The 22,642-nt window shown below is 43.7% G+C and carries 21 protein-coding genes, 1 riboswitch and 1 other annotated feature; of the genes, 20 read left to right on the top strand and 1 reads right to left on the bottom strand.

The window, feature by feature from the left end; translation table 11 throughout:
- Positions 1–55: 55 nt before the first annotated feature.
- The 20 genes from WA325_RS19745 to ileS all read left to right on the top strand — a co-directional run bounded on the left by WA325_RS19745 (position 56) and on the right by ileS (position 22,495).
- Complete coding sequence (locus WA325_RS19745; RefSeq protein WP_024121318.1) at positions 56–847, top strand: cell division protein FtsQ/DivIB; 792 nt, start codon at positions 56–58, stop codon at positions 845–847.
- Positions 844–1,539, top strand: a complete 696-nt coding sequence (locus tag WA325_RS19750) for a DUF881 domain-containing protein (RefSeq protein ID WP_059292825.1) — start codon at positions 844–846, stop codon at positions 1,537–1,539. Before WA325_RS19745 ends, WA325_RS19750 begins: the two co-directional genes overlap by 4 nt.
- Before the next feature lie 21 nt (positions 1,540–1,560).
- Positions 1,561–2,268 carry a DUF881 domain-containing protein gene (locus WA325_RS19755; protein ID WP_305934026.1) on the top strand — a complete coding sequence of 236 codons (708 nt, stop codon included), beginning with the start codon at positions 1,561–1,563 and terminating at the stop codon, positions 2,266–2,268.
- 17 nt (positions 2,269–2,285) lie between these two features.
- Positions 2,286–2,651 carry a small basic family protein gene (locus WA325_RS19760; protein WP_010334164.1) on the top strand — a complete coding sequence of 122 codons (366 nt, stop codon included), beginning with the start codon at positions 2,286–2,288 and terminating at the stop codon, positions 2,649–2,651.
- Between the two features lie 174 nt (positions 2,652–2,825).
- The gene (ftsA, locus tag WA325_RS19765; protein ID WP_024121323.1) at positions 2,826–4,148 is read left to right on the top strand and encodes a cell division protein FtsA; all 1,323 of its coding nucleotides are present in this window, start codon (positions 2,826–2,828) and stop codon (positions 4,146–4,148) included.
- A gap of 35 nt (positions 4,149–4,183) precedes the next feature.
- Positions 4,184–5,332, top strand: coding sequence for a cell division protein FtsZ (gene ftsZ / locus WA325_RS19770; protein WP_024121324.1), 1,149 nt, complete (start codon positions 4,184–4,186; stop codon positions 5,330–5,332).
- Between the two features lie 307 nt (positions 5,333–5,639).
- Positions 5,640–9,947, top strand: a complete 4,308-nt coding sequence (locus WA325_RS19775) for a S8 family serine peptidase (protein ID WP_336184105.1) — start codon at positions 5,640–5,642, stop codon at positions 9,945–9,947.
- Positions 9,948–10,142: 195 nt separating this feature from the next.
- Positions 10,143–11,072 (top strand): sigma-E processing peptidase SpoIIGA, encoded by a 930-nt coding sequence (spoIIGA, locus tag WA325_RS19780; protein WP_193660640.1) that lies wholly within the window; start codon positions 10,143–10,145, stop codon positions 11,070–11,072.
- 62 nt (positions 11,073–11,134) lie between these two features.
- Positions 11,135–11,854, top strand: coding sequence for an RNA polymerase sporulation sigma factor SigE (sigE, locus tag WA325_RS19785; protein WP_024121327.1), 720 nt, complete (start codon positions 11,135–11,137; stop codon positions 11,852–11,854).
- A 139-nt stretch (positions 11,855–11,993) separates the two neighbouring features.
- Positions 11,994–12,776, top strand: a complete 783-nt coding sequence (gene sigG / locus WA325_RS19790; RefSeq protein ID WP_010334169.1) for an RNA polymerase sporulation sigma factor SigG — start codon at positions 11,994–11,996, stop codon at positions 12,774–12,776.
- Positions 12,777–12,932: 156 nt separating this feature from the next.
- Complete coding sequence (locus WA325_RS19795) at positions 12,933–13,727, top strand: ABC transporter ATP-binding protein (RefSeq protein WP_227599195.1); 795 nt, start codon at positions 12,933–12,935, stop codon at positions 13,725–13,727.
- A gap of 8 nt (positions 13,728–13,735) precedes the next feature.
- A riboswitch (TPP riboswitch) is annotated at positions 13,736–13,838 on the top strand.
- 90 nt (positions 13,839–13,928) lie between these two features.
- Entirely contained in the window at positions 13,929–15,209 is a 1,281-nt protein-coding gene (locus WA325_RS19800) for an acetylornithine deacetylase (RefSeq protein WP_202852509.1), read from the top strand.
- Positions 15,210–15,292: 83 nt separating this feature from the next.
- Positions 15,293–15,538: a YlmC/YmxH family sporulation protein gene (locus WA325_RS19805; RefSeq protein ID WP_010334173.1), complete on the top strand. Its 246-nt coding sequence runs from the start codon at positions 15,293–15,295 to the stop codon at positions 15,536–15,538.
- 161 nt (positions 15,539–15,699) lie between these two features.
- The gene (gene pgeF, locus WA325_RS19810; protein WP_095713799.1) at positions 15,700–16,536 is read left to right on the top strand and encodes a peptidoglycan editing factor PgeF; all 837 of its coding nucleotides are present in this window, start codon (positions 15,700–15,702) and stop codon (positions 16,534–16,536) included.
- A gap of 6 nt (positions 16,537–16,542) precedes the next feature.
- Positions 16,543–17,235 carry a YggS family pyridoxal phosphate-dependent enzyme gene (locus WA325_RS19815; protein WP_336184106.1) on the top strand — a complete coding sequence of 231 codons (693 nt, stop codon included), beginning with the start codon at positions 16,543–16,545 and terminating at the stop codon, positions 17,233–17,235.
- Positions 17,232–17,684, top strand: a complete 453-nt coding sequence (gene sepF / locus WA325_RS19820; RefSeq protein ID WP_024121333.1) for a cell division protein SepF — start codon at positions 17,232–17,234, stop codon at positions 17,682–17,684. The genes WA325_RS19815 and sepF overlap by 4 nt, the downstream gene beginning before the upstream one ends.
- A gap of 6 nt (positions 17,685–17,690) precedes the next feature.
- Positions 17,691–17,963: a YggT family protein gene (locus WA325_RS19825; RefSeq protein WP_003221463.1), complete on the top strand. Its 273-nt coding sequence runs from the start codon at positions 17,691–17,693 to the stop codon at positions 17,961–17,963.
- A 62-nt stretch (positions 17,964–18,025) separates the two neighbouring features.
- The gene (locus WA325_RS19830) at positions 18,026–18,799 is read left to right on the top strand and encodes a YlmH family RNA-binding protein (RefSeq protein ID WP_248336803.1); all 774 of its coding nucleotides are present in this window, start codon (positions 18,026–18,028) and stop codon (positions 18,797–18,799) included.
- Between the two features lie 94 nt (positions 18,800–18,893).
- Entirely contained in the window at positions 18,894–19,388 is a 495-nt protein-coding gene (gene divIVA / locus WA325_RS19835; RefSeq protein WP_010334179.1) for a septum site-determining protein DivIVA, read from the top strand.
- A 62-nt stretch (positions 19,389–19,450) separates the two neighbouring features.
- Positions 19,451–19,678: a binding site (T-box leader), on the top strand.
- Between the two features lie 51 nt (positions 19,679–19,729).
- Positions 19,730–22,495, top strand: a complete 2,766-nt coding sequence (gene ileS, locus WA325_RS19840) for an isoleucine--tRNA ligase (RefSeq protein WP_336184107.1) — start codon at positions 19,730–19,732, stop codon at positions 22,493–22,495.
- A 61-nt stretch (positions 22,496–22,556) separates the two neighbouring features.
- On the opposite strand, the gene WA325_RS19845 is transcribed toward ileS, so the two are convergent.
- A partial coding sequence (locus WA325_RS19845; RefSeq protein ID WP_134980913.1) for an IS3 family transposase occupies positions 22,557–22,642 on the bottom strand: 86 nt, incomplete at its 5' end.

The following is a 22,642-nucleotide window of genomic DNA, read 5'->3' on the forward strand; positions in this document are numbered from 1 at the left end:
GTTTTGGAATAGGCAGACTTTTAAGGCTGTTTCATTTGAATGAGGTGAACAGGCAATGAATCCGGGGCATGACCGAGAAAAAATCGTAAATATTGAAGAGCGGATCCCTAAAATTAAAGAGCAGAGAAAACAGAAGGCAAACCGCCGGCTTATTTCATTTATTATGCTCTTTTTTATGATGGTGCTGATCATCGTGTATCTGCAGACACCGATCAGTAAAATTTCATCAATCTCTGTTACCGGCAATGAGAATGTTTCCAAAAAGGAGATTATTGATCTTTCCGATATCAAAAGCGGAGATACTGAATTTTGGAGTCTGGATAAGAAAAAAACAGCAAAAAAGATTCAGCAAAATAAATTAGTAAAAAAAGCAGAAATCAGCAAATCCCTTCCTAATAAAATCAACATTGCGATCGAAGAATATAAAGCGATTGCTTATTTAGAAAAAGACAATGTGTATTATGAAGTCCTTGAAAACGGTTCAGTTTTGCCAGACGAAGTAACGCCTGATGATGCGGGACCGATTTTGGTGAATTGGACAGACGCTAAAAAACGTGTTCAGATGGCCAAGCAGCTCGATGCTTTGTCAAATTCTATAAAACAATCGATTTCAGAAGTGTATTATACTCCTGTCAAAATGGATCAAAACCGGATTAAATTATATATGAACGACGGGTATGTCGTCACTGCATCCATCAAAACCTTTGCAGACCGAATGAAAACGTATCCTTCTATTATTTCACAGCTCAGCGGCAGTAAAAAAGGGATTATTCATTTAGAAGTTGCAACCTATTTTGAGGAGTTTGGAAAAAGCGATTCGTCTGCCAAAAAGGAAGATGAAAATTGAGGGGCAAATCAGCCGTCCTTCTTTCTTTAATTATGCTTATCGCCGGCTTTTTAATTTCTTTTTCTTTTCAGACGACAAGAGAAAACCACAAAAGCATGACAGAGACGGAAGAATGGAAAAAAGAATATGCCCTGCGGGATGAACTGCTGAAACAAGAGAAAGAAAACAAGGACCTTGAAAAAGAACTGTATCAAAAGCAGAACAAAGTCCGTCAGACTGAAAATAAGCTGAAGAACGAAAAAACAGAATACTATAACGTCCTGGAAGATGTAGAAAAGTACAGAATGTATATTGGGGAAGTCGGTGTACAAGGAGAGGGCGTTCAAGTGACTTTGGAAGATGCTTCTTACATACCGGAAGGAGAGAACGTGAACAGCTACATCGTTCACGAAAGCCATCTCTTTCAAGTCATAAATGAACTGTATATATCTGGTGCGGCAGCCGTCTCCGTCAACGGCCAGCGGCTGACCCATGATTCCTACATCAAGTGCAACGGGCCGGTCGTAACGGTAGACGGGGTGCAGCACCCCGCTCCGTTTGTCGTTTCTGCCATCGGAGATCCTGATGTCCTGCTTCCTTCGTTAAATATAGCAGGAGGCCTGATCGATCAGCTTTCTATGGATCATATTTCTGTTACCGCAGAAAAAAAGAAAAATGTACAAATGGAACCCATTCTGAAAACGAAGGAATGACTGGAAAAGCGGGTGAAGTGATTGAAAATAAAGCGTTCCTTCATTAGCATCAGCGTGCTTATGGTTATATTCGGCCTTATGATATCTGTTCAATTTAATTCTTTAAAGCATCCACAAGTCCGAGATACAAGAGATATGTGGGATATAAGAGAAGAGCTTACATCAGAGCAGAAGAAGCAGGAAGAGCTGCTGGCTGAAATTAAAAAGTATGATAAATTGCTGAATACCTATACACAAAACAAAGAATTGACAAAAGAAACAGCGCTCAATAATACATTACAAACCTTAAAAAAAACAGCCGGCATGACCGATATAACAGGTAGCGGAATTGTCATCACCCTTTCTCCGCTTTTTTCTGAAAGCGTAACTGGAGAGGCGGTCAAAAATCCACCGCCGGATTTACTAAAGAAGCTGATCAATGAACTCAACTCCTATGGTGCTGAGCATATCTCAATAAATGAGCGAAGAGTTGTGAATTCTTCAGTGATACGGGACATAAACGGCACAACAAAAATAGACGGATACAGCCTTGATGATTATCCTTTAACAGTAAAAGTGCTTGCTGAAGATCCGGACAAGCTGTACAGCAGGGTAAAGGGGTCCGATTTGGAGGATATCTTTGCTTCTGAAAATGTAGCGTTAAAAGCAGGTAAATCTGACAGCAGCCTGACTTTAAAAGCTTATGACAGAGCAGTGGACGTACAACAGCTAAAACCGCTGAAAGACTAAAAGGGAGGAGAATTGTCATGTGGCTGCCCGTGCTTGGACTCGTGCTCGGAATAACGATCGGATTGATGACAAACTTAACGATACCGAGTGAATACTCAAATTATTTATCACTTGCGGTGCTTGCTGCACTTGATACTTTAATCGGCGGAATCAGGGCGCATTTACAAGGTACATATGATGAAATGGTATTTGTTTCCGGTTTCTTTTTTAATATTATATTGGCAATAAGTTTAGCTTTTCTGGGAGTCCATCTTGGTGTAGACTTGTATTTAGCAGGTATATTCGCATTTGGAGTCAGGTTATTTCAGAATATAGCCGTTATAAGAAGAAATCTACTAACAAAGTGGACTCTTTCTAAAAAAAATAAAAAAAATGTGATATAAAAGAGGATATACATAGGATATAACGAATATTTTCAATAAACATAAAATGTGAAAAGCACATAAGGAATATTCCGTTGTTATTTTTTGTTACACACTTGTAAAGCCACATTCATTGTATTGTTGTTCCGCAAATAATAGAATAGAAATGATCGAAATGTGAGGAGGTGCCATAGAATGAACAACAATGAACTTTACGTCAGTCTTGACATCGGTACGTCCAATACAAAAGTGATCGTCGGAGAAATGACAGATGATTCCCTAAATATTATCGGTGTGGGAAATGTACCGTCTGAAGGGTTGAAAAAAGGCTCAATCGTTGATATAGATGAGACCGTTCATTCTATAAGAAAAGCGTTTGACCAAGCTGAAAGAATGGTAGGTTTTCCGCTTAGAAAAGCTATTGTCGGCGTTAATGGAAATTATATCAATATTCAAGATACAAACGGTGTTGTAGCAGTTTCCAGTGAAAATAAAGAAATTCAAGTAGAAGATGTCCGCCGCGTCATGGAAGCGGCCCAGGTTGTTTCAATACCGCATGAACAGCTGATAGTCGACGTCATTCCTAAACAATTTATCGTAGATGGAAGAGATGAAATTACCGACCCGAAAAAAATGCTTGGTGTGCGTTTAGAAGTAGAGGGTACACTGATCACCGGTTCAAAAACAATATTACATAACTTGCTTCGCTGCGTTGAAAGAGCCGGTGTTGAAATAACTGATATTTGTCTACAGCCGCTGGCAGCCGGTTCTGCTGCTTTGTCAAAGGATGAGAAAAATCTCGGTGTGGCTCTCATTGATATAGGCGGAGGGTCAACCACCATTGCCGTGTTCCAGAACGGACACCTGACTTCTACCCGTGTCATTCCTCTCGGAGGCGAAAATATCACCAAAGATATCTCCATCGGATTGAGAACGTCCACAGAAGAAGCGGAACGTGTGAAAAAACAATTTGGACATGCCTACTATAACGAGGCTTCAGAAGATGAAGTATTTGAGGTAACCGTTATAGGCACCAATCAGAAACAAACATTTACACAGCAGGAAGCAGCGAATATCATTGAAGCAAGAGTCGAAGAAATTCTTGAGATTGCTTCAGAAGAACTTCGCAATATGGGAATTAGCGATCTGCCGGGAGGCTTCGTGCTGACAGGGGGGCAAGCAGCAATGCCTGGTATCATGTCACTAGCGCAGGATGTGCTGCAAAACAATGTCAGAGTGGCGAGCCCGAATTATATCGGTGTAAGAGATCCTCAGTATATGACGGCAGTTGGCATGATTCAATTCGCCTGCCGGAATGCAAGAATTCAAGGCAGAAAAATTGGCTTCAAGATGCCTGAAGAAGCGATACAGGAAATCGCCGTCTCATCAGCAGAGGAACAAGAGCAGCATCATCACCAAAATGAGATGCAGCAACGGCCAAAAGGAAAACAAAAAACACAAGCCGAACATAACAAACAGAGCAAAATGAAAAAACTATTAAGCATGTTTTGGGAATAGATAGATAGTCATTCGGCAGATTAGGAGGATTTAGCATGTTGGAGTTCGAAACAAACATAGACGGCTTAGCATCAATTAAAGTAATCGGAGTAGGAGGCGGCGGTAACAACGCGGTCAACCGAATGATTGAGAATGAAGTGCAAGGAGTAGAGTACATCGCGGTAAATACGGACGCTCAAGCTCTTAACCTGTCAAAAGCGGAAGTGAAAATGCAAATCGGCGCAAAGCTGACTAGAGGATTGGGAGCAGGTGCAAATCCGGAAGTCGGAAAAAAAGCCGCAGAGGAAAGCAAGGAGCAGATTGAAGAAGCGCTAAAAGGCGCTGACATGGTATTCGTAACAGCTGGTATGGGAGGCGGAACAGGAACAGGTGCCGCACCGGTTATTGCGCAAATCGCAAAAGATTTAGGAGCATTAACAGTCGGAGTCGTTACAAGACCGTTTACGTTCGAAGGTCGCAAAAGACAGCTGCAGGCGGCAGGCGGAATTTCTGCAATGAAAGAAGCGGTGGACACGCTGATTGTGATCCCGAACGACCGTATTCTTGAAATTGTTGATAAAAACACGCCGATGCTTGAAGCATTCCGTGAAGCTGATAACGTACTCCGTCAGGGGGTTCAAGGTATTTCTGACCTGATCGCTACTCCTGGTCTCATTAACCTAGACTTTGCTGATGTGAAAACGATCATGTCAAACAAAGGATCTGCTTTAATGGGTATTGGTATTGCGACTGGAGAAAACCGTGCTGCAGAAGCTGCGAAAAAAGCCATTTCCAGTCCGCTTCTTGAAGCAGCAATTGACGGCGCGCAAGGCGTCTTAATGAACATTACTGGCGGAACAAATCTGAGCCTTTATGAAGTTCAGGAAGCAGCAGACATTGTCGCTTCTGCATCTGATCAGGATGTAAACATGATTTTCGGTTCTGTTATTAACGAAAATCTTAAAGACGAGATTGTGGTTACTGTGATTGCCACTGGTTTTATCGAACAGGAGAAAGATGTTACGAAACCCCAGCGTCCATCATTAAACCAGAACATCAAATCACATAATCAGAGTGCTCCAAAACGTGAGCCGAAACGAGAGGAACCGCAGCATCAAAACACAGTCAGCCGTCAAACCTCACAGCCGGCTGACGATACGCTTGATATTCCGACATTCTTAAGAAACCGCAATAAACGCGGCTAATTGAAAGGACAAAATCGTTTTCGATTTTGTCCTTTTTTTATTTTTTCCTCAACCATTTCCATTCATCTCTTATGCCTTTTGCACTATGTCTTCCTGCACATAACAACAAATCAACCTATTATACCTACTGATATTTCATGACCATATCATCATTTTCATTTATATGGAAATAAGATGACAGAAAACGACAATATCTGTAATTGAGATTGTCTACAGTTAACGTACAGCGAAGCTTTGACAAACAAATTGAATGTTAAAGGAGGGACGACATTTTTTTACAAAGTGGTTTAAAAAAGGGGGATAAAAAATGAGGAAACAAACGAAAAACAGACTGATCAGTTCTGTTTTGAGTACAGTTGTCGTCAGTTCACTGCTGTTTCCGGGTGCAGCCGGGGCAAGCAGCAAAGGCGCTGCTTCTTCTGTAAAACAGGAGCTTCAATCTTCTGAATCGATTCAAAACAAGATTTCCAGCTCATTAAAGAAAAGCTTTAAAAAAGAAGAAAAAACTACCTTTCTGATCAAATTTAAAGATCAGGCTGACACCCAAAAAGCAGCAAAATCAGCTGTCAAAAAAGCGAAATCTAAAAAGCTGACCGCTGCTAAAACGGAATATCAAAAGCGTTCGGCCGTCGTGTCTTCGTTAAAAGTGACAGCTGATGAAGCCCAGAAAGACGTCTTGAAATATTTAAACAGCCAAAAAAATAAAGGGAATGCCGATGATATTCACTCCTATTATGTGGTAAATGGAATTGCTGTACATGCTTCAAAAGAAGTCATGGAGAAAGTGGCGCAGTTTCCTGAAGTAGAAAAGGTGCTTCCGAATGAAAAACGGCAGCTTTTTAAGTCATCCGCTTCCCCATTCAATATGAAAAAAGCACAAAAAGCGATAAAAGCAACTGACGGTGTAGAATGGAATGTAGACCAAATAGACGCACCGAAGGCTTGGGAGCTTGGCTATGACGGAACGGGTACGGTTGTCGCCTCCATTGATACCGGGGTTGAATGGGAACACCCTGCATTAAAAGAAAAATATCGCGGATTTCATCCGGAAAGCCCCAATGAGCCTGATCATGACATGAACTGGTTTGATGCTGTAGCGGACGAGTCAAGTCCATACGATGATCTCGATCACGGCACTCATGTAACAGGTACAATGGTTGGTTCTGAGCCTGATGGCACGAATCAAATTGGTGTCGCACCTGGCGCAAAATGGATTGCTGTTAAGGCGTTTTCTGAAGATGGCGGGACAGACGCTGACATTTTGGAGGCTGGTGAATGGATTTTAGCTCCAAAGGACGCAGAGGGCAACCCTCATCCGGAAATGGCTCCGGATGTCGTCAATAATTCTTGGGGCGGGGGCCCCGGCCTTGATGAATGGTACAGAGATATGGTCAATGCCTGGCGGGCGGCCGACATTTTCCCGGAATTCTCTGCGGGAAATGCTGACCTCTTTAACCCGGGAGGACCTGGTTCTATTGCGAATCCTGCCAATTATCCGGAAGCGTTTGCGACCGGAGCGACTGATATTAACAAAAAGCTTGGCGATTTTTCACTTCAGGGACCGTCGCCATACGATGAAACAAAGCCGGAAATTTCTGCTCCAGGCGTAAACATCCGGTCTTCAGTTCCCGGCCAGACATATGAAGACGGATGGGATGGCACGTCGATGGCAGGACCGCATGTCTCTGCTGTTGCTGCGCTATTGAAGCAGGCAGATGCCTCACTTTCTGTCGATGAGATGGAGGATATATTGACAAGCACGGCTGAGCCATTAACGGATTCTACATTCCCTGACTCTCCGAATAACGGATACGGTCATGGTTTGGTGAATGCTTTTGATGCCGTATCAGCGGTTACAGACGGTTTAGGAAAAGCAGAAGGGCAAGTTTCTGTCGATGGGGAAGATGAGGAGCTGCCTGGCTATCAGCATGAGAAAGTAAATGAAGCTTATGAAGGTGCCAGCCTTCCGCTTACCTTGACAGCTGAAGACAATGTGAGTGTGACATCCGTGAAATTGTCTTATAAGCTGGATCAAGGCGAATGGAACGAGGTCAAAGCTAAACGAATCAGCGGAGATCATCTGAAAGGAACGTACCAGGCGGAAATCCCAAGTATAAAGGGGACCGCATTAAGCTATAAGTGGATCATTCAGGATTTTGGCGGCCATGTTGTCGAATCTGACATATATGATGTAACCGTGAAACCTAGCATCACTGTTGGATACAAGCAGGATTTTGAAACAGAACCAGGCGGCTGGCTTACGAGCGGAACAAATAATAACTGGGAGTGGGGAGTTCCGGAATCAGGCCCTAATGCAGCTGCATCAGGAGAAAAAGTATATGGGACAAACCTGACTGGAAATTATGCCAATGGAGCGAATATGAATCTCACTATGCCTCCAATTGACGTGCCTGATTCAGGCGGCCTGTTTCTTCAATTTAAAAGCTGGCACAACCTGGAAAATGATTTTGATTATGGCTACGTTTTTGTTTTACCGGAAGGCGAAACGAATTGGGAGCAGGCAGGGGTCTATAACGGAAAGACTTCAAACTGGACCAGCGAAGAAATTAATTTATCCGCATACAGAGGCCAAAACATTCGAGTGATGTTTAACCTTCAGTCTGATGAAAGCATTGCAAAAGAGGGCTGGTACGTTGATGATGTTCAGCTTTCAGACAAATCTTCCGGGAAAACAGCCAAAAAGAATAAGCTGGGCGTACAAAAACCGGCAGAAAAGCAAAAGAAAAAAGCGGTTAATCCAAAAAAGGCTAAGCCATCAACAAATACAGCTGCCAAAACAAAACATAGTGCTGATATGCAGCCGCAAGCATTGCCGCTCAGAGCACAGGTCAGTGTGGTTGAAACAGGAAAATCAACCTATTCAGATCAATCAACCGGACAGTACAAGCTGACGCATAAAGCAGGAGACTACACGCTTATGGCAGAAGCTTACGGCTATCAATCAAAAACGCAAAAAGTGTCTTTGCAGGCAGATCAGACAACCCAAGCTAATTTTACGTTAGAAGAAATAAAGAAAGGCACATTAAAAGGCACTGTCATCAATAAAACAACAGGAGAGCCGGTAAAAGGCGCTTCCGTCTATGTTATCGAGGATGCTGCTGTTGAACCGGCAACTACAAACGACAAAGGAGAATATACACTTGAGGCCTACGAGGGCTCTTACACCATTAAAGTGGCTGCACCGGGCTATTACAGTGATGAATTTTCCGTTGATTTAAAAGGTGATATCACGAAAGAAACTGTGCTGAAGCCTTTCGTCGGTTATCCTGGCGAGATCGGATACGATGACGGAACAGCGGAGAATGCAAATTCCTATTTCGCGGCCGGAAACGGATGGGCGGTTAAAATGTCACTTGCTGACGGCAAGGAAAAAGGCATGCTGACAGGAGGTCTATTCAGATTCTGGGATACGGAGTTCCCTGATCCTGGCGGCACAGAGTTTAAGGTCGAGGTTTACGATGCTACAGGGAAAGATGGAGCACCCGGCAAAAAAATTGCGGGACCATATAACGCGGAAGCTCTTCGCAATGGCGAATGGACAAAAGTCGACCTCAGCTCGAAGGGGATTATGGTCGATAAAGACTTTTATCTTGTATATATCCAGTCAAAACCTGATCCATATTCACCAGGCTTGGCAATGGATGAAACCGGGCAGTACTCAGATCGCAACTGGCAGTATGTTAACGGAACATGGCAAAAAGGAGATAAAGAAGACGGCAACTATATGATTCGCGCGTTAGTCGATTATGAAGCTGCCGTACCTGACATTACTTCTCCTGCAGATAAATCATACACCAATAAGGAGAACGTCACGGTAAAAGGAAAGGCATCTCCGGGGACGACTGTAACCCTTTATAATGGTGATAAAGAAGCAGGAGAAACGAAAACTGCCGAAGATGGCACGTTCGAGGCAGGAGTTTCACTCAGCAAAGGGGAAAACAAGCTGACAGCGGCTGCATCAACAGGCTCCGGAACGACAGATGCTTCAAGTCCTGTCACAGTCACACTTGATCAAGACAAGCCTGAACTGACGCTCGACAATCCAAAGGATGGCGAGAAAATCAATAAAGAAGCGCTGACTGTTAAAGGCACTGTTTCAGATGACAACTTGAAAGAAGTAAAGGTTAATGGCAAAAAAGCAACGGTCACAGACGGTTCCTACTCTGCCCGTATCCTTTTGGAGAACGGAAGCAACGAAGTAAAGGTGACAGCCACTGACTTAGCAGGCAACAAAACGACGAAAAAAGCTGTCGTCGATGTGAATTTTGACCAGCCAGTCATTGCCGGACTGATTCCTGGTGAGGACAAAACCTTAAAAGCCGGTGAATCGGTCAAAATCGCTTTTTCAAGCGCGAAAGGTGCAGATGCAACGTTTGTCATTCGCCTGCCGCTCACAAATGCAAGAGCGAATGTACAAAACGCTACCGAGCTGCCGTTAAGAGAAATTTCTCCGGGACGATATGAAGGCTACTGGACAGCAACTTCTTCTATTAAAGCAAACGGAGCTAAAGTAGAGGTTATCGTTCGAGACGGTTACGGCAATGAAACCAGAAAAACAGCGAATGGAAAACTTTATATCAATACTGAAAAGTAAGTGTAAGAAAGCTGCCGCTCTTGGCAGCTTTTTTTCTGTATATTCTCATTTATTCTCCTCGACAAATTAAGCAGTTATCCCTGAAAAATTGTATGGGCCTCTCAACATTAATTGACAGACTTTCCCACAGAGCTTGCTTTATACTTATGAAACAAGAAGGGGAACAGCGTGATGCAAGAAAGAAAGGGGTCAGGTGTGAAAATCTATTTAGATGTCATTTGGCTGTTAAACTTTTGTTTTGACGCACTGTTGCTTTTACTGACGGCTTTTATTTTAAAACGCCATGTGAAAAAAAGAAGATTGATAGGCGGCGCGTTTATCGGTTCAAGTATTGTCCTTTTGATGTTTACTCCTTTTTCGCCGATCGTTGAGAACCCGGCCGGAAAGCTCGCTTTTTCGGTTGTCATTGTGCTCGTGACATTCGGTTTTAAGCGGTTTCGCTATTTCTTTCAAAATTTGTTTTCCTTTTATTTTGCTACTTTTCTAATGGGAGGGGGAATAATCGGAGCACATTCATTGCTGCAGTCAAACTCTATTGTCAGAAACGGTGTCATGATCACCAATCAAACCGGATTTGGCGACCCGATCAGCTGGATGTTTATCGTGGCTGGCTTTCCCGCATTATGGTTTTTTTCCAAGAGAAGAATCGAAGATATTGAAACAAAAAACATTCAATATGAGGAGCGAGTCAGGGTACAGGCGGACCTGGGCGGCCAAACACTGCACGCAAGAGGCCTGGTGGATTCCGGCAACCAGCTGTATGATCCGCTCACAAAAACGCCGGTCATGATTCTTCACATTGATAAGCTTGAACCGATTTTCGGAGAGGCTGAAACGATGATTATCCGAAATGCAGACCCGATGGAAGCGATTGAACAGCTTGATGATTCGTTTCGTTTTTTAGATAAAATGAGGCTGATCCCATATCGGGGAGTAGGCCAGCAGCATCAATTTTTATTATGTATCAAACCGGATCATGTAACGATTATGACAAAAGATGAAATGATTTCCGCGGATAAATGCTTAATCGGCATCAGCACGTCAAAGCTGTCGGCAGATGGAGATTTTGACGCGATTATTCATCCGAAAATGCTGTCCGGAAAAGCCATTAAGCACGTATCCTAATGTTCGCAAATGTCCGTTACTTATCATACTCATAAGACGTGACATTTAGAAGGGAGAGGAAGATGAAAAAACTTAAATTGCGGTTGACGCACCTCTGGTATAAGCTGCTGATGAAACTGGGCTTAAAAAGCGATGAAGTGTATTACATAGGCGGGAGTGAAGCTTTGCCGCCGCCATTATCAAAAGACGAGGAGCAGGTTCTATTAATGAAGCTCCCAAGCGGCGACCAGGCGGCCCGCGCTATTTTGATCGAACGCAACCTGCGGCTTGTCGTCTATATCGCACGGAAATTTGAAAACACGGGAATTAATATTGAAGATTTAATCAGCATCGGCACCATTGGATTAATCAAAGCTGTGAATACCTTCAATCCGGAAAAGAAAATCAAGCTGGCTACATATGCCTCTCGCTGTATCGAGAATGAAATCCTGATGTATTTAAGGAGAAACAACAAAATCCGTTCAGAAGTTTCTTTTGATGAACCGCTTAATATTGATTGGGACGGCAATGAGCTTCTGCTTTCTGATGTGCTGGGCACAGATGACGACATCATCACAAAGGACATTGAAGCAAACGTAGATAAAAAGCTTCTAAAAAAAGCGCTCGAACAGTTAAATGAGAGGGAGAAACAAATCATGGAACTGCGTTTTGGGCTTGTCGGCGAAGAGGAAAAGACCCAAAAGGATGTTGCGGATATGATGGGGATTTCTCAATCCTATATTTCCCGTCTGGAAAAAAGAATCATTAAAAGATTGCGAAAAGAATTCAACAAAATGGTGTAAAAAATTTTTGCGGCTTAATCCCTTGATTCTACAAGGATTTCCCAATTATGACTATTTTTCGGTTTGAGTGCAGTGCATATTTTTCCCACCCGAGGAGATACTTAACGTTGTACAGCAGCTCCTGTAGGGAGGGAAAAAAGTGTCGAGAAATAAAGTCGAAATCTGCGGGGTGGATACCTCCAAATTACCCGTACTCAAGAATGAAGAGATGAGAAAGCTGTTTAGGCAATTGCAGGACGAAGGTGATGATTCAGCCAGAGAAAAGCTTGTAAACGGGAACTTGCGTCTTGTCTTAAGTGTTATTCAAAGATTTAATAACAGAGGGGAGTATGTTGATGACTTATTTCAAGTCGGCTGTATCGGACTAATGAAATCCATTGATAATTTTGATCTAAGCCACAATGTTAAGTTTTCAACATACGCTGTACCTATGATTATCGGAGAAATCCGCAGGTATTTGCGCGATAATAACCCGATACGTGTCTCGAGATCACTCAGGGATATCGCATATAAGGCACTTCAGGTAAGAGAGCGGTTAATCAGTGAGACAAGCAAGGAGCCGACGGCAGAGGATATCGCCAAAGTTCTTGAAGTACCGCACGAAGAAATCGTGTTCGCACTCGACGCCATTCAAGATCCGGTATCTCTTTTTGAACCGATCTACAATGACGGCGGAGATCCGATTTATGTCATGGATCAAATCAGTGATGAACGCAACAAAGATACACAATGGATTGAAGAGCTGGCTTTGAAAGAGGGTATGAGAAGACTGAACGAGAGGGAAAAAATGATTTTAAGAAAACGGTTCTTCCAAGGAAAAACGCAAATGGAAGTAGCTGAAGAAATCGGCATTTCCCAGGCACAGGTGTCCAGACTGGAAAAGGCAGCAATCAAACAAATGAATAAGAATATTCATCAATAGCATGCACGCCGAAAGCCTTTAAAACAATTTCTGTTTTAAAGGCTTTTCTATTTGGAAACGAGCGGTTTACGTTTTTGAAAAAGTAAGGTATCCTAGTCCGTACACAGTTTTGTGAAAATTAAAATAATTTTTTAGCTTGGAAAGAGGAGGACCACAATGATTTTGCAGCTTGACAATGTCTCACTAAAACGGAATGGAAAATGGATACTAAAGGATATTCATTGGAACGTAGAAGAAAAGGAGAATTGGGTGCTTTACGGATTAAACGGAGCTGGGAAGACCGCGCTGTTAAATATGTTATGCTCTTACTATTTTCCGACAGCAGGCGAGATGCAGGTGCTTGGTCATGTATTCGGAAAAACGGAGCTGGGAGATAAACTCAGACGAAAAATCGGCCTTGTCTCAGCGGGTCTTCAGCAAAAATTGTATCCGGCAGATTCAGCTTTTGAAATTGCTCTGAGCGGGGCATATGCTTCGATTGGCTTGTATGAAACACCAAGTGCGGAAATCAGAGAAAAAGCGATTGCCCTGCTCGAGGACTTAGGAGCCATTGATTATGCCGACCGCCGCTATGAAACTCTTTCTCAAGGAGAGAAACAAAGAGCTTTAATCGCAAGAGCGCTAATGGCTGATCCGGAGCTGCTTATACTGGACGAACCAGTTACAGGACTTGATTTTATTGCCCGGGAAAAACTGTTAGATACGATTACGCACATTGCAAGCAGGGAAAATGCGCCGTCTATTCTTTATGTTACGCATCATGCGGAAGAAATTTTACCGATTTTTGATAAAGCCCTCTTGTTAAAAAAGGGAGAAGTCTTTAGGTCAGGACACATGAAAGATATGCTGACAGACGAAGCACTTTCTTCTTTTTTTGATACGCCGATCCGTGTATTATGGAATCAGGATCGCCCGTTTTTAACAAGAGCTGAGCCGGTAACAAATGCATAACAACATACGATTCATCCTGGGGGTGCTTTCGAAGCTGAGAGAGACGCATGTCTCAACCCTTATTGACCTGATCTGGATCATACCAGCGGAGGGAAGCGGTGAAAAAAGCGGAGAATGCAGCAGCGTGCACTCTGCTTTCTTTATTAAGCCGTTTCATGAATATGAAACGGCTTTTTTCTATTAAAAATAGGAGCGGATAACATGATTGATCAAGTAGAATCTTTACTGAAAAAAGCGGAAGAACAAAAGGACGAGCTCATTGAGCTTGCGAAAACGCTGATTTCTTTTAAAACACCGGCGCCGCCTGCGAGAAATACAGACAGCATCCAAACATGGATTGCGCAGTTTTTGCTTGAACGGGGATTTTCCATTGACAAATGGGACGTTTATCCAGGAGATCCCAATGTTGTGGGTGTTTTAAAAGGAACAAATTCAGCAGCCTATCAAAGTTTAATCATCAATGGGCATGTCGATGTGGCAGAGGTAAAAGAGGGCGAGGACTGGGTGCATGACCCGTTTTGTCCCAGTGAGAAAAACGGTTTCTTAATCGGCCGGGGCGCTTCAGATATGAAAGGCGGAATGGCCTGTGTGCTGTTTGCTTTAAAGCTGATTCGTGAAGCGGGCGTTGAGCTCCCGGGCGATTTGATTCTGCAATCGGTCATCGGGGAGGAAGTCGGAGAGGCCGGCACGCTTGAATGCTGCAAAAAGGGCTATCACGCAGACTTTGCAGTTGTGGCGGATACGAGCGATATGCATATTCAAGGTCAAGGCGGAGTGATTACAGGCTGGATCGAAATGAAAAGCAGTCAAACGTTTCACGATGGAACAAGACGGAATATGATCCACGCTGGCGGAGGAACATTCGGGGCGAGCGCAATCGAAAAAATGGCAAAAATCATTTCTGGACTCGGTGAGCTGGAGCGCCATTGGGCCATTATGAAAAGCTATCCCGGTTTTACCCCCGGTACAAACACCATTAATCCCGCTGTTATAGAAGGAGGCAGACATGCGGCCTTTATAGCGGATGAGTGCCGATTATGGATTACCGTCCATTTTTATCCCAATGAAACGCATGAAGAAGTGGCTGCTGAAATAGAAGATTACATCAACAGGCTGAGTGACAGTGATATTTGGCTGAGGGAAAACCGTCCTGTCTTCAAATGGGGAGGCTCTTCAATGATTGAAGAAAGAGGAGAAATTTTTCCGGCCTTGGAAGTTGATCCGGCTCATCCCGGCGTCTTAGCCCTTACGGCGTCACACGAGGAGATCAAACGGGAACCCCCCGTCATTGACGTGTCTCAAACCGTAACCGATGGGGGATGGCTTTATAATGCGGGTATTCCAAGCGTAATATACGGACCGGGCGATTTATATAATGCTCATGCCGTTAATGAAGAGGTATCGATTGAGCAGCTCGTAGATTATACGAAAATCATGCTCACGTTCATCATAAGATGGTGCAGCCGCAAAAAAGAACAATGATCATGAAAATTTCTCCTTGCTGACAAGGTTCAGCCCGCCCGTTCATATACTAGAAAAAAAGGACCGAAAAAGGACGTGATGGGATGATCAGCATTTCAGAATTTCAAGTAAAGGATGTCGTCAATGTCTCTAACGGAAAAAAATTAGGGAGCATCGGTGATATTGATATCAATGTCACCACAGGAAAAATTCAGGCGATTATACTAGGGGGAAATGGAAAAGTTCTCGGTTTTTTTGGAAAGGAAGAGGAAATGGTCATTCCTTGGCGAAATATAGTTAAAATCGGAGAAGATGTCATTTTAGTCCGATTAAGTGAATCCCACGCTTAACCTGCTTTTTTGCTGCTGATTGTCAAATGCCGGAAGTCTGAACTCTTCCGGCACATTTCATTTATGAAATATGTAAATCGACGCTAAACGAATGCAGAAAGATGTGGTAAAATAAGTGGGAAATTACGCCTTATAAATGTTTGTCGAAAGGTTGGATCATCATGAATACATATCACCCATTCAGTCTCACCACCCCCTCGACACTCATGATACAAGACTGGAAACAAACGAATCAAAACGATGCAGAAGTCATTGCCGGATTTACTACGAAAAACGGCGGTGTCAGTCAAAAACCTTTTGAGTCGTTAAATACAGGATTGCATGTTCATGACAAAGATGCAGATGTGGTTAAAAATCGTGAATATATAGCCGATATGTTTAATATTGATTTGCAGTCTTGGGTATTTGCTGACCAGACACACGACAATCGCGTCCAAAAAGTGACGCAGAGGGATAGGGGAAAAGGCGCCCGTGAGTATCACTCAGCTTTTAAAGCAACAGACGGGCTCTATACAAATGATAAAAATGTATTTTTGGCATTATGCTTTGCTGATTGTGTGCCTCTATTCTTTTTCGATCCGGTGAAATCGCTTGTCGGGATCGCTCATGCCGGATGGAAAGGAACGGTCAAACAGATTGGCAGAGAAATGGTGAAGCAATGGACCGAACAGGAGGGCTCGAAGCTTTCTGATATATACGCTGTTGTCGGACCGTCTATCTGCGGTGCGTGCTATACGGTAGATGACCGTGTGATGAATGCTGTCCGCGCATTGCCGTTTTCAGCAGATCGCGCCGTGAATCAGACGGGGCAGGGGCAGTATCAGCTTGACCTGAAAGAGCTGAACCGACTCATACTGATTGACAGCGGTTTGGCAAATGAGCAGATTTCTGTCAGCGGTTTATGTACGGAAAGTGAGCCGTCACTTTTCTTTTCCCATCGGCGAGATCAGGGGAAAACAGGACGGATGATGTCCTTTATCGGAATGAAGGAGGCATAAAAGATCTTGCGTGTTGTTGATCATTTACGACATATAAACGAACGAATAAACGAAGCATGTAACAGATCGGGCCGCAGATCCGATGAAGTTACGGTTATTGCAGTCACAAAATATGTGTCGCCTGAAAGAGCACAGGAGGCGGTCAATGCGGGCATCACGTGCCTCGGAGAGAACCGGGACGCCGAACTGCTTCGCAAACAGGAAATCATTAAAGGAAATCCGGAATGGCATTTTATCGGCAGCCTTCAATCAAGAAAAGTAAAAGCTGTCGTCAATTCAGTTTCCTATATTCATTCCCTGGACCGGCTTTCATTAGCGAAAGAAATTGAAAAACGGGCTGAAGGTGCTGTCCAATGCTTTGTGCAGGTCAATACCTCGCTTGAGCCCTCTAAACACGGCATGAATAAAGAAGAAGTGATACCATTCATACAGGAGCTTTCCGGCTTTGACAACATTGTTGTGGCCGGACTGATGACAATGGCTCCACTGACTGATGACCAAGATGAGATTAGAAGCTGTTTCCGAACGCTTAGAGAACTTCGTGATCAGGTTCAAGAGCTGAAACAGCCGAACGCTCCATGTACAGAACTGTCGATGGGCATGTCAAATGATTTTGAAATCGCGATTGAAGAAGGGGCTACTTATATTAGAATCGGCTCATCGTTAGTCGGAAATGAAACAGGGGGTGTACAGCAATGAGTATGAAAAATAAACTGAAAAACTTTTTCTCAATGGATGAAGAAGAATACGAATACGAATATATTGAAACTGAGCGGGATTCTCATGAAGAACAGGAACAAAAAGAAAAACCTGCTTATAATGCTGGTAAACCAGCAGCCAAACAGAATGTAGTAAGCTTGCAAAGTGTTCAGAAATCCTCTAAAGTGGTGTTGAGTGAGCCGCGCGTTTATGCGGAGGCGCAGGAAATAGCCGACCATCTGAAGAACAGGCGGGCAGTTGTCGTCAATCTTCAGCGGATACAGCATGACCAGGCGAAACGGATTGTTGACTTTTTAAGCGGCACCGTTTATGCCATTGGCGGCGATATCCAAAGAATCGGTTCAGATATTTTCCTATGCACGCCTGACAACGTAGATGTATCAGGCACAATTTCTGAGCTCATATCTGAAGACGATCAGAGGTGGTAAAGCGAGATGATCCTTTATCAAGTTTTTTCGGTTTTAAGCTTATTAATTACAATATACTCATTTGCCCTGATCATATATATTTTTATGTCATGGGTGCCGAGTACGAGGGAAACAGCAGTCGGACGGTTTTTAGCGTCGATCTGTGAACCATATCTCGAGCCATTCAGAAAAATCATCCCTCCAATTGCAATGCTGGATATCTCGCCAATCGTGGCCATTCTTGTGCTGCGGTTTGCAACAACCGGCTTGTGGGGGCTTTATCGCATGATTGCGTTTTAAGGTGACAGTTTGATAGGGGGGCTTGGCAGCAGCCAAGCCTCTTTACATAGAAGGGAAAGACGATGAGCGATATTTATCAGCACTTCAGAAAAGAAGAGCGTGCCTTTATCGATCAGGCGCTCGAATGGAAAAGAATTGTCCAGGAGCAGTACCGGATGAAACTGACCGACTTTTTAGATCCCCGGGAACAGGTCATTCTCGCTGCGGTCACGGGACAGGCAGATGTAGGACTGGCTTTTTCCGGCGGCTATGACAGAGCGGAGCGAAAACGGGCCATTTTATATCCTGAATACATCACGCCGGAAGAATCGGATTTTGAGCTTCAGGCGTTTGACGTTCGCTATGCTGAAAAATTTGTGACGGTTGATCACCGGTCTCTCCTTGGTTCATTAATGGGAATCGGTCTGAAGCGGCAAAAGTTTGGCGATTTAGTGTTTTCAGAGACGGCGGTGCAAATCATTGTCTCAGCTGATACAGCCGATTTTGTTGCGGCTCAGCTTACCCAAGCCGGAAAAGCCGCAGTCAAGCTTGAGAAAATTGACTTGTCAGACCTTGAAATTCCTGCACTAGATGTCGAAATAAGAGATGACACCGTTTCTTCTTTAAGGCTTGACGCGGTCTGCGCCTCTATGAGCAGGCAATCACGCCAGAAATCACAAACGCTGGTGAAAAACGGTCTCGTAAAAGTGAACTGGAAGGTTGTTGAAGACCCTTCTTACCAGGTTGCTGAAGGGGATATGCTCTCTATCAGGGGCTTTGGCCGCTGCAGCCTGACAAAAATCGAAGGGAAAACCAAAAAAGACAAGTGGAGAGTCACGTTTGAACGACAAAAATAGTCGGTTTTTCAGTTTTTTTCTCCATCTGTGCGAAATTTGTTTTATAATGTGAACTAGATAACCGTACTGAAATGTAAAAAATGGAGGTGGCATCATGCCATTAACGCCGAATGATATTCACAACAAGACGTTTACAAAAAGTTTTCGCGGATATGATGAAGACGAGGTAAATGAATTTCTGAGTCAAGTCAGAAAAGATTACGAAATTGTTCTCCGTAAAAAAACAGAGCTTGAAGCGAAAGTCAATGAGCTCGATGAAAGAATCGGACACTTTGCCAACATTGAAGAAACGCTGAATAAATCGATTCTGGTTGCCCAAGAAGCAGCTGAGGACGTAAAGCGCAATTCTCAAAAGGAAGCAAAGCTGATTGTTCGGGAAGCGGAGAAAAACGCTGATCGCATCATCAACGAATCTTTATCGAAATCAAGAAAAATCGCAATGGAAATCGAAGAGCTGAAAAAACAGTCTAAAGTGTTCAGAACACGTTTCCAAATGCTGATTGAAGCGCAGCTTGATCTTCTGAAAAATGATGATTGGGATCATTTGCTTGAGTATGAAGTCGACGCTGTGTTTGAGGAAAAGGAATAAATTCTCTGATTACCTTGACATTTTCTTAGCTTGTCGAATATAATACGTTCATAAATTCAGATGAAAAGACGGTTGAAAGGGACAGTCATGTTTCCATCATGCCTTCATAGCGACCCGGAGATGGTGAAAGTCCGGGATGGCCGGAATCATGTAGATCAGCCCTTAAGTTTCCTTTCTGAACTCACAGTAGGTTAGGACGTTCATCACGTTACGATGCTCGAGAGGAAAAAGCGTAAGCCTGGCTTTTTCTAAAAGGGTGGTACCGCGAGATAAGCTTTCTCGTCCCTTATGGGATGAGAGGGCTTTTTTTATTTTCTGAAAAAATTGGTGGAGGAATGAAAATGGATTACAAAGACACGCTCTTAATGCCGAAAACAGATTTTCCGATGCGAGGCAACTTGCCAAACCGTGAGCCTGACATGCAAAAGAAATGGGAGGAGCAGGATATCTACAGTCTAGTACAGGAACGGACGAAAGACCGCCCTAAATTTGTTTTACATGACGGACCTCCGTACGCAAACGGCGATATCCACATGGGCCACGCGCTTAACAAAATTTTAAAGGACTTCATCGTCCGCTACAAATCAATGAGCGGGTACAACGCACCGTATGTACCGGGCTGGGATACACACGGGTTGCCGATTGAAACAGCTCTTACAAAAAACAAAAAAGTGAACCGCAAAGAAATGTCAGTAGCTGAATTCCGCAAGCTATGCGAAGAATATGCATGGAAGCAAATTGAGGGTCAGCGTGAGCAATTCAAGCGTCTTGGAGTCCGCGGCGACTGGGAAAATCCATATGTGACACTGAAACCGGAATATGAAGCGCAGCAAATCCGCGTTTTCGGTGAAATGGCAAAACGAGGCTATATTTATAAAGGCCTTAAACCGGTTAACTGGTCACCTTCAAGTGAGTCTGCTTTAGCCGAAGCGGAAATCGAATATCAAGACAAACGCTCAGCATCTATTTACGTTGCTTTTGGCGTAAAAGACGGAAAAGGCGTGCTTGAAAATGGCGAGCGCATCATCATTTGGACAACAACGCCTTGGACGATTCCTGCAAACCTCGGCATTTCAGTTCATCCTGATCTGGAATACAGCGCGATTGCAGTCGGTGATAATCGCTTTGTTGTAGCAAGTGCACTGGTTGAAGCTGTAGCTTCTGCATGCGGCTTTGAGCAGTATGAAGTGACAAGAACGATCAAAGGGAAAGATCTCGAAAATATTATCGCTGAACATCCGCTATACGGCAGAGATTCACTCGTTATGCTTGGCGATCACGTGACAACTGACGCCGGAACAGGCTGTGTTCATACAGCACCGGGACATGGGGAAGATGACTTTATCATTGGCCAAAAATACGGCTTAGACGTCCTTTGTCCGGTTGATGAAAAAGGTGTGATGACAAGCGAAGCTCCTGGCTTTGAAGGTATGTTCTATGATGATGCAAACAAAGTGATCACACAGCAGCTCGAAGAAAAAGGCGCGCTCGTGAAGCTTGAATTCATTACACACTCCTATCCGCACGATTGGAGAACAAAGAAACCAACCATTTTCAGAGCAACTGCGCAATGGTTTGCGTCTATTAAAGATTTCAGATCAGACCTGCTGGATGCCATTAAAGAAACCAAATGGGTTCCTGAATGGGGCGAGCAGCGTTTGCACAACATGGTTCGTGACCGCGGAGACTGGTGTATTTCCAGACAGCGTGCATGGGGTGTGCCGATTCCGGTATTTTATGCTGAAAACGGCGAGCCAATCATCACAGATGAAACGATTGAGCACGTTTCAGAATTGTTTAGACAACATGGTTCAAACATTTGGTTTGAAAAAGAAGCGAAGGATCTTCTTCCGGAAGGCTTTACGCATCCTGGAAGCCCGAACGGCACTTTTACAAAAGAACAGGACATCATGGATGTTTGGTTTGATTCTGGTTCTTCCCACCAAGCGGTGCTTGAAGAACGCGAGGATCTCGTTCGGCCGGCTGATTTATACCTTGAAGGCTCTGACCAATACCGGGGCTGGTTTAACTCATCTCTATCAACAGCAGTAGCCGTAACAGGAAAAGCGCCATATAAAGGTGTGCTCAGCCATGGGTTTGCACTGGATGGAGAAGGACGCAAAATGAGTAAATCCATCGGTAACGTCGTCGTTCCAGCAAAAGTCATGAAACAGCTTGGCGCCGACATTTTGAGATTATGGGTGTCTTCTGTTGACTACCAGGCGGATGTTCGCGTGTCTGATGCGATTCTGAAGCAGGTTGCTGAAGTATACCGTAAAATCCGCAACACGTTCCGTTTCCTTCACGGCAACCTGTTCGATTTTGATCCAAAAACAAATGCGGTGGCTGTTGAAGATCTTCGTGAAGTCGATCAGTACATGCTGGTTAAGCTAAACAAACTGATTGATAAAGTGAAAAAAGCGTACGACGAGTACGAGTTTGCGGTTGTGTATCACAGCATCCATAATTTCTGTACAATTGAATTAAGCTCATTCTATCTGGATTTCGCTAAGGATATTGTATACATTGAGCACGCGGATCATCCGGATAGACGCAGCATGCAGACTGTATTCTATGAAACGCTGCTTGCGTTAGTGAAGCTTACAGCACCGATACTGCCTCATACCACTGACGAATTATGGTCTCACTTAACATTTGTTGACGAGCAGAGCGTTCAGCTGACAGACATGCCGGAAACGATTGCGGTTCCAAACAACGAAGCGACAGAAGATAAATTTGACCGTTTTATGTCTCTTCGTGATGATGTGCTAAAAGCGTTAGAAACAGCGCGAAATGAAAAAATCATTGGTAAATCATTGGAAGCAAGCCTGAAATTGTATCCGAATAAAGAAAACAAAGAGCTATTAGCTTCTATTAAAGAAAATCTTTCTCAGCTGTTTATTGTTTCTGAATTAACCATCAGCGAAGAAAATGAAGCGCCAAACGATGCGCAAAGCTTTGAGACAGGGAAAATCGCTGTCGAGAAAGCTGAAGGTGAAATGTGTGAGAGATCCCGTGTGATTTCTAAAGATGTAGGTGCGAACCCGAAATATCCTACATTGTCACTGCGCAACGCTGAAATCGTTGAAAAGTATTATCAGAACTAATGAAAAGAGCCCGGCGCAAAGGGACTGACCCCCGTTTTTGAGACAGGGATCAAAACACCTTTTATACAGCCAATTGCCGATAGCTTATCGGTGATTGGCTGTTTAGTTTCGTTTGAATACGAATGTTGTTATAATAATAAATGTATT

It is taken from the genome of Bacillus sp. 205(2023) (assembly GCF_037027485.1).
Taxonomy (GTDB): Bacteria; Bacillota; Bacilli; order Bacillales; family Bacillaceae; genus Bacillus; species Bacillus halotolerans.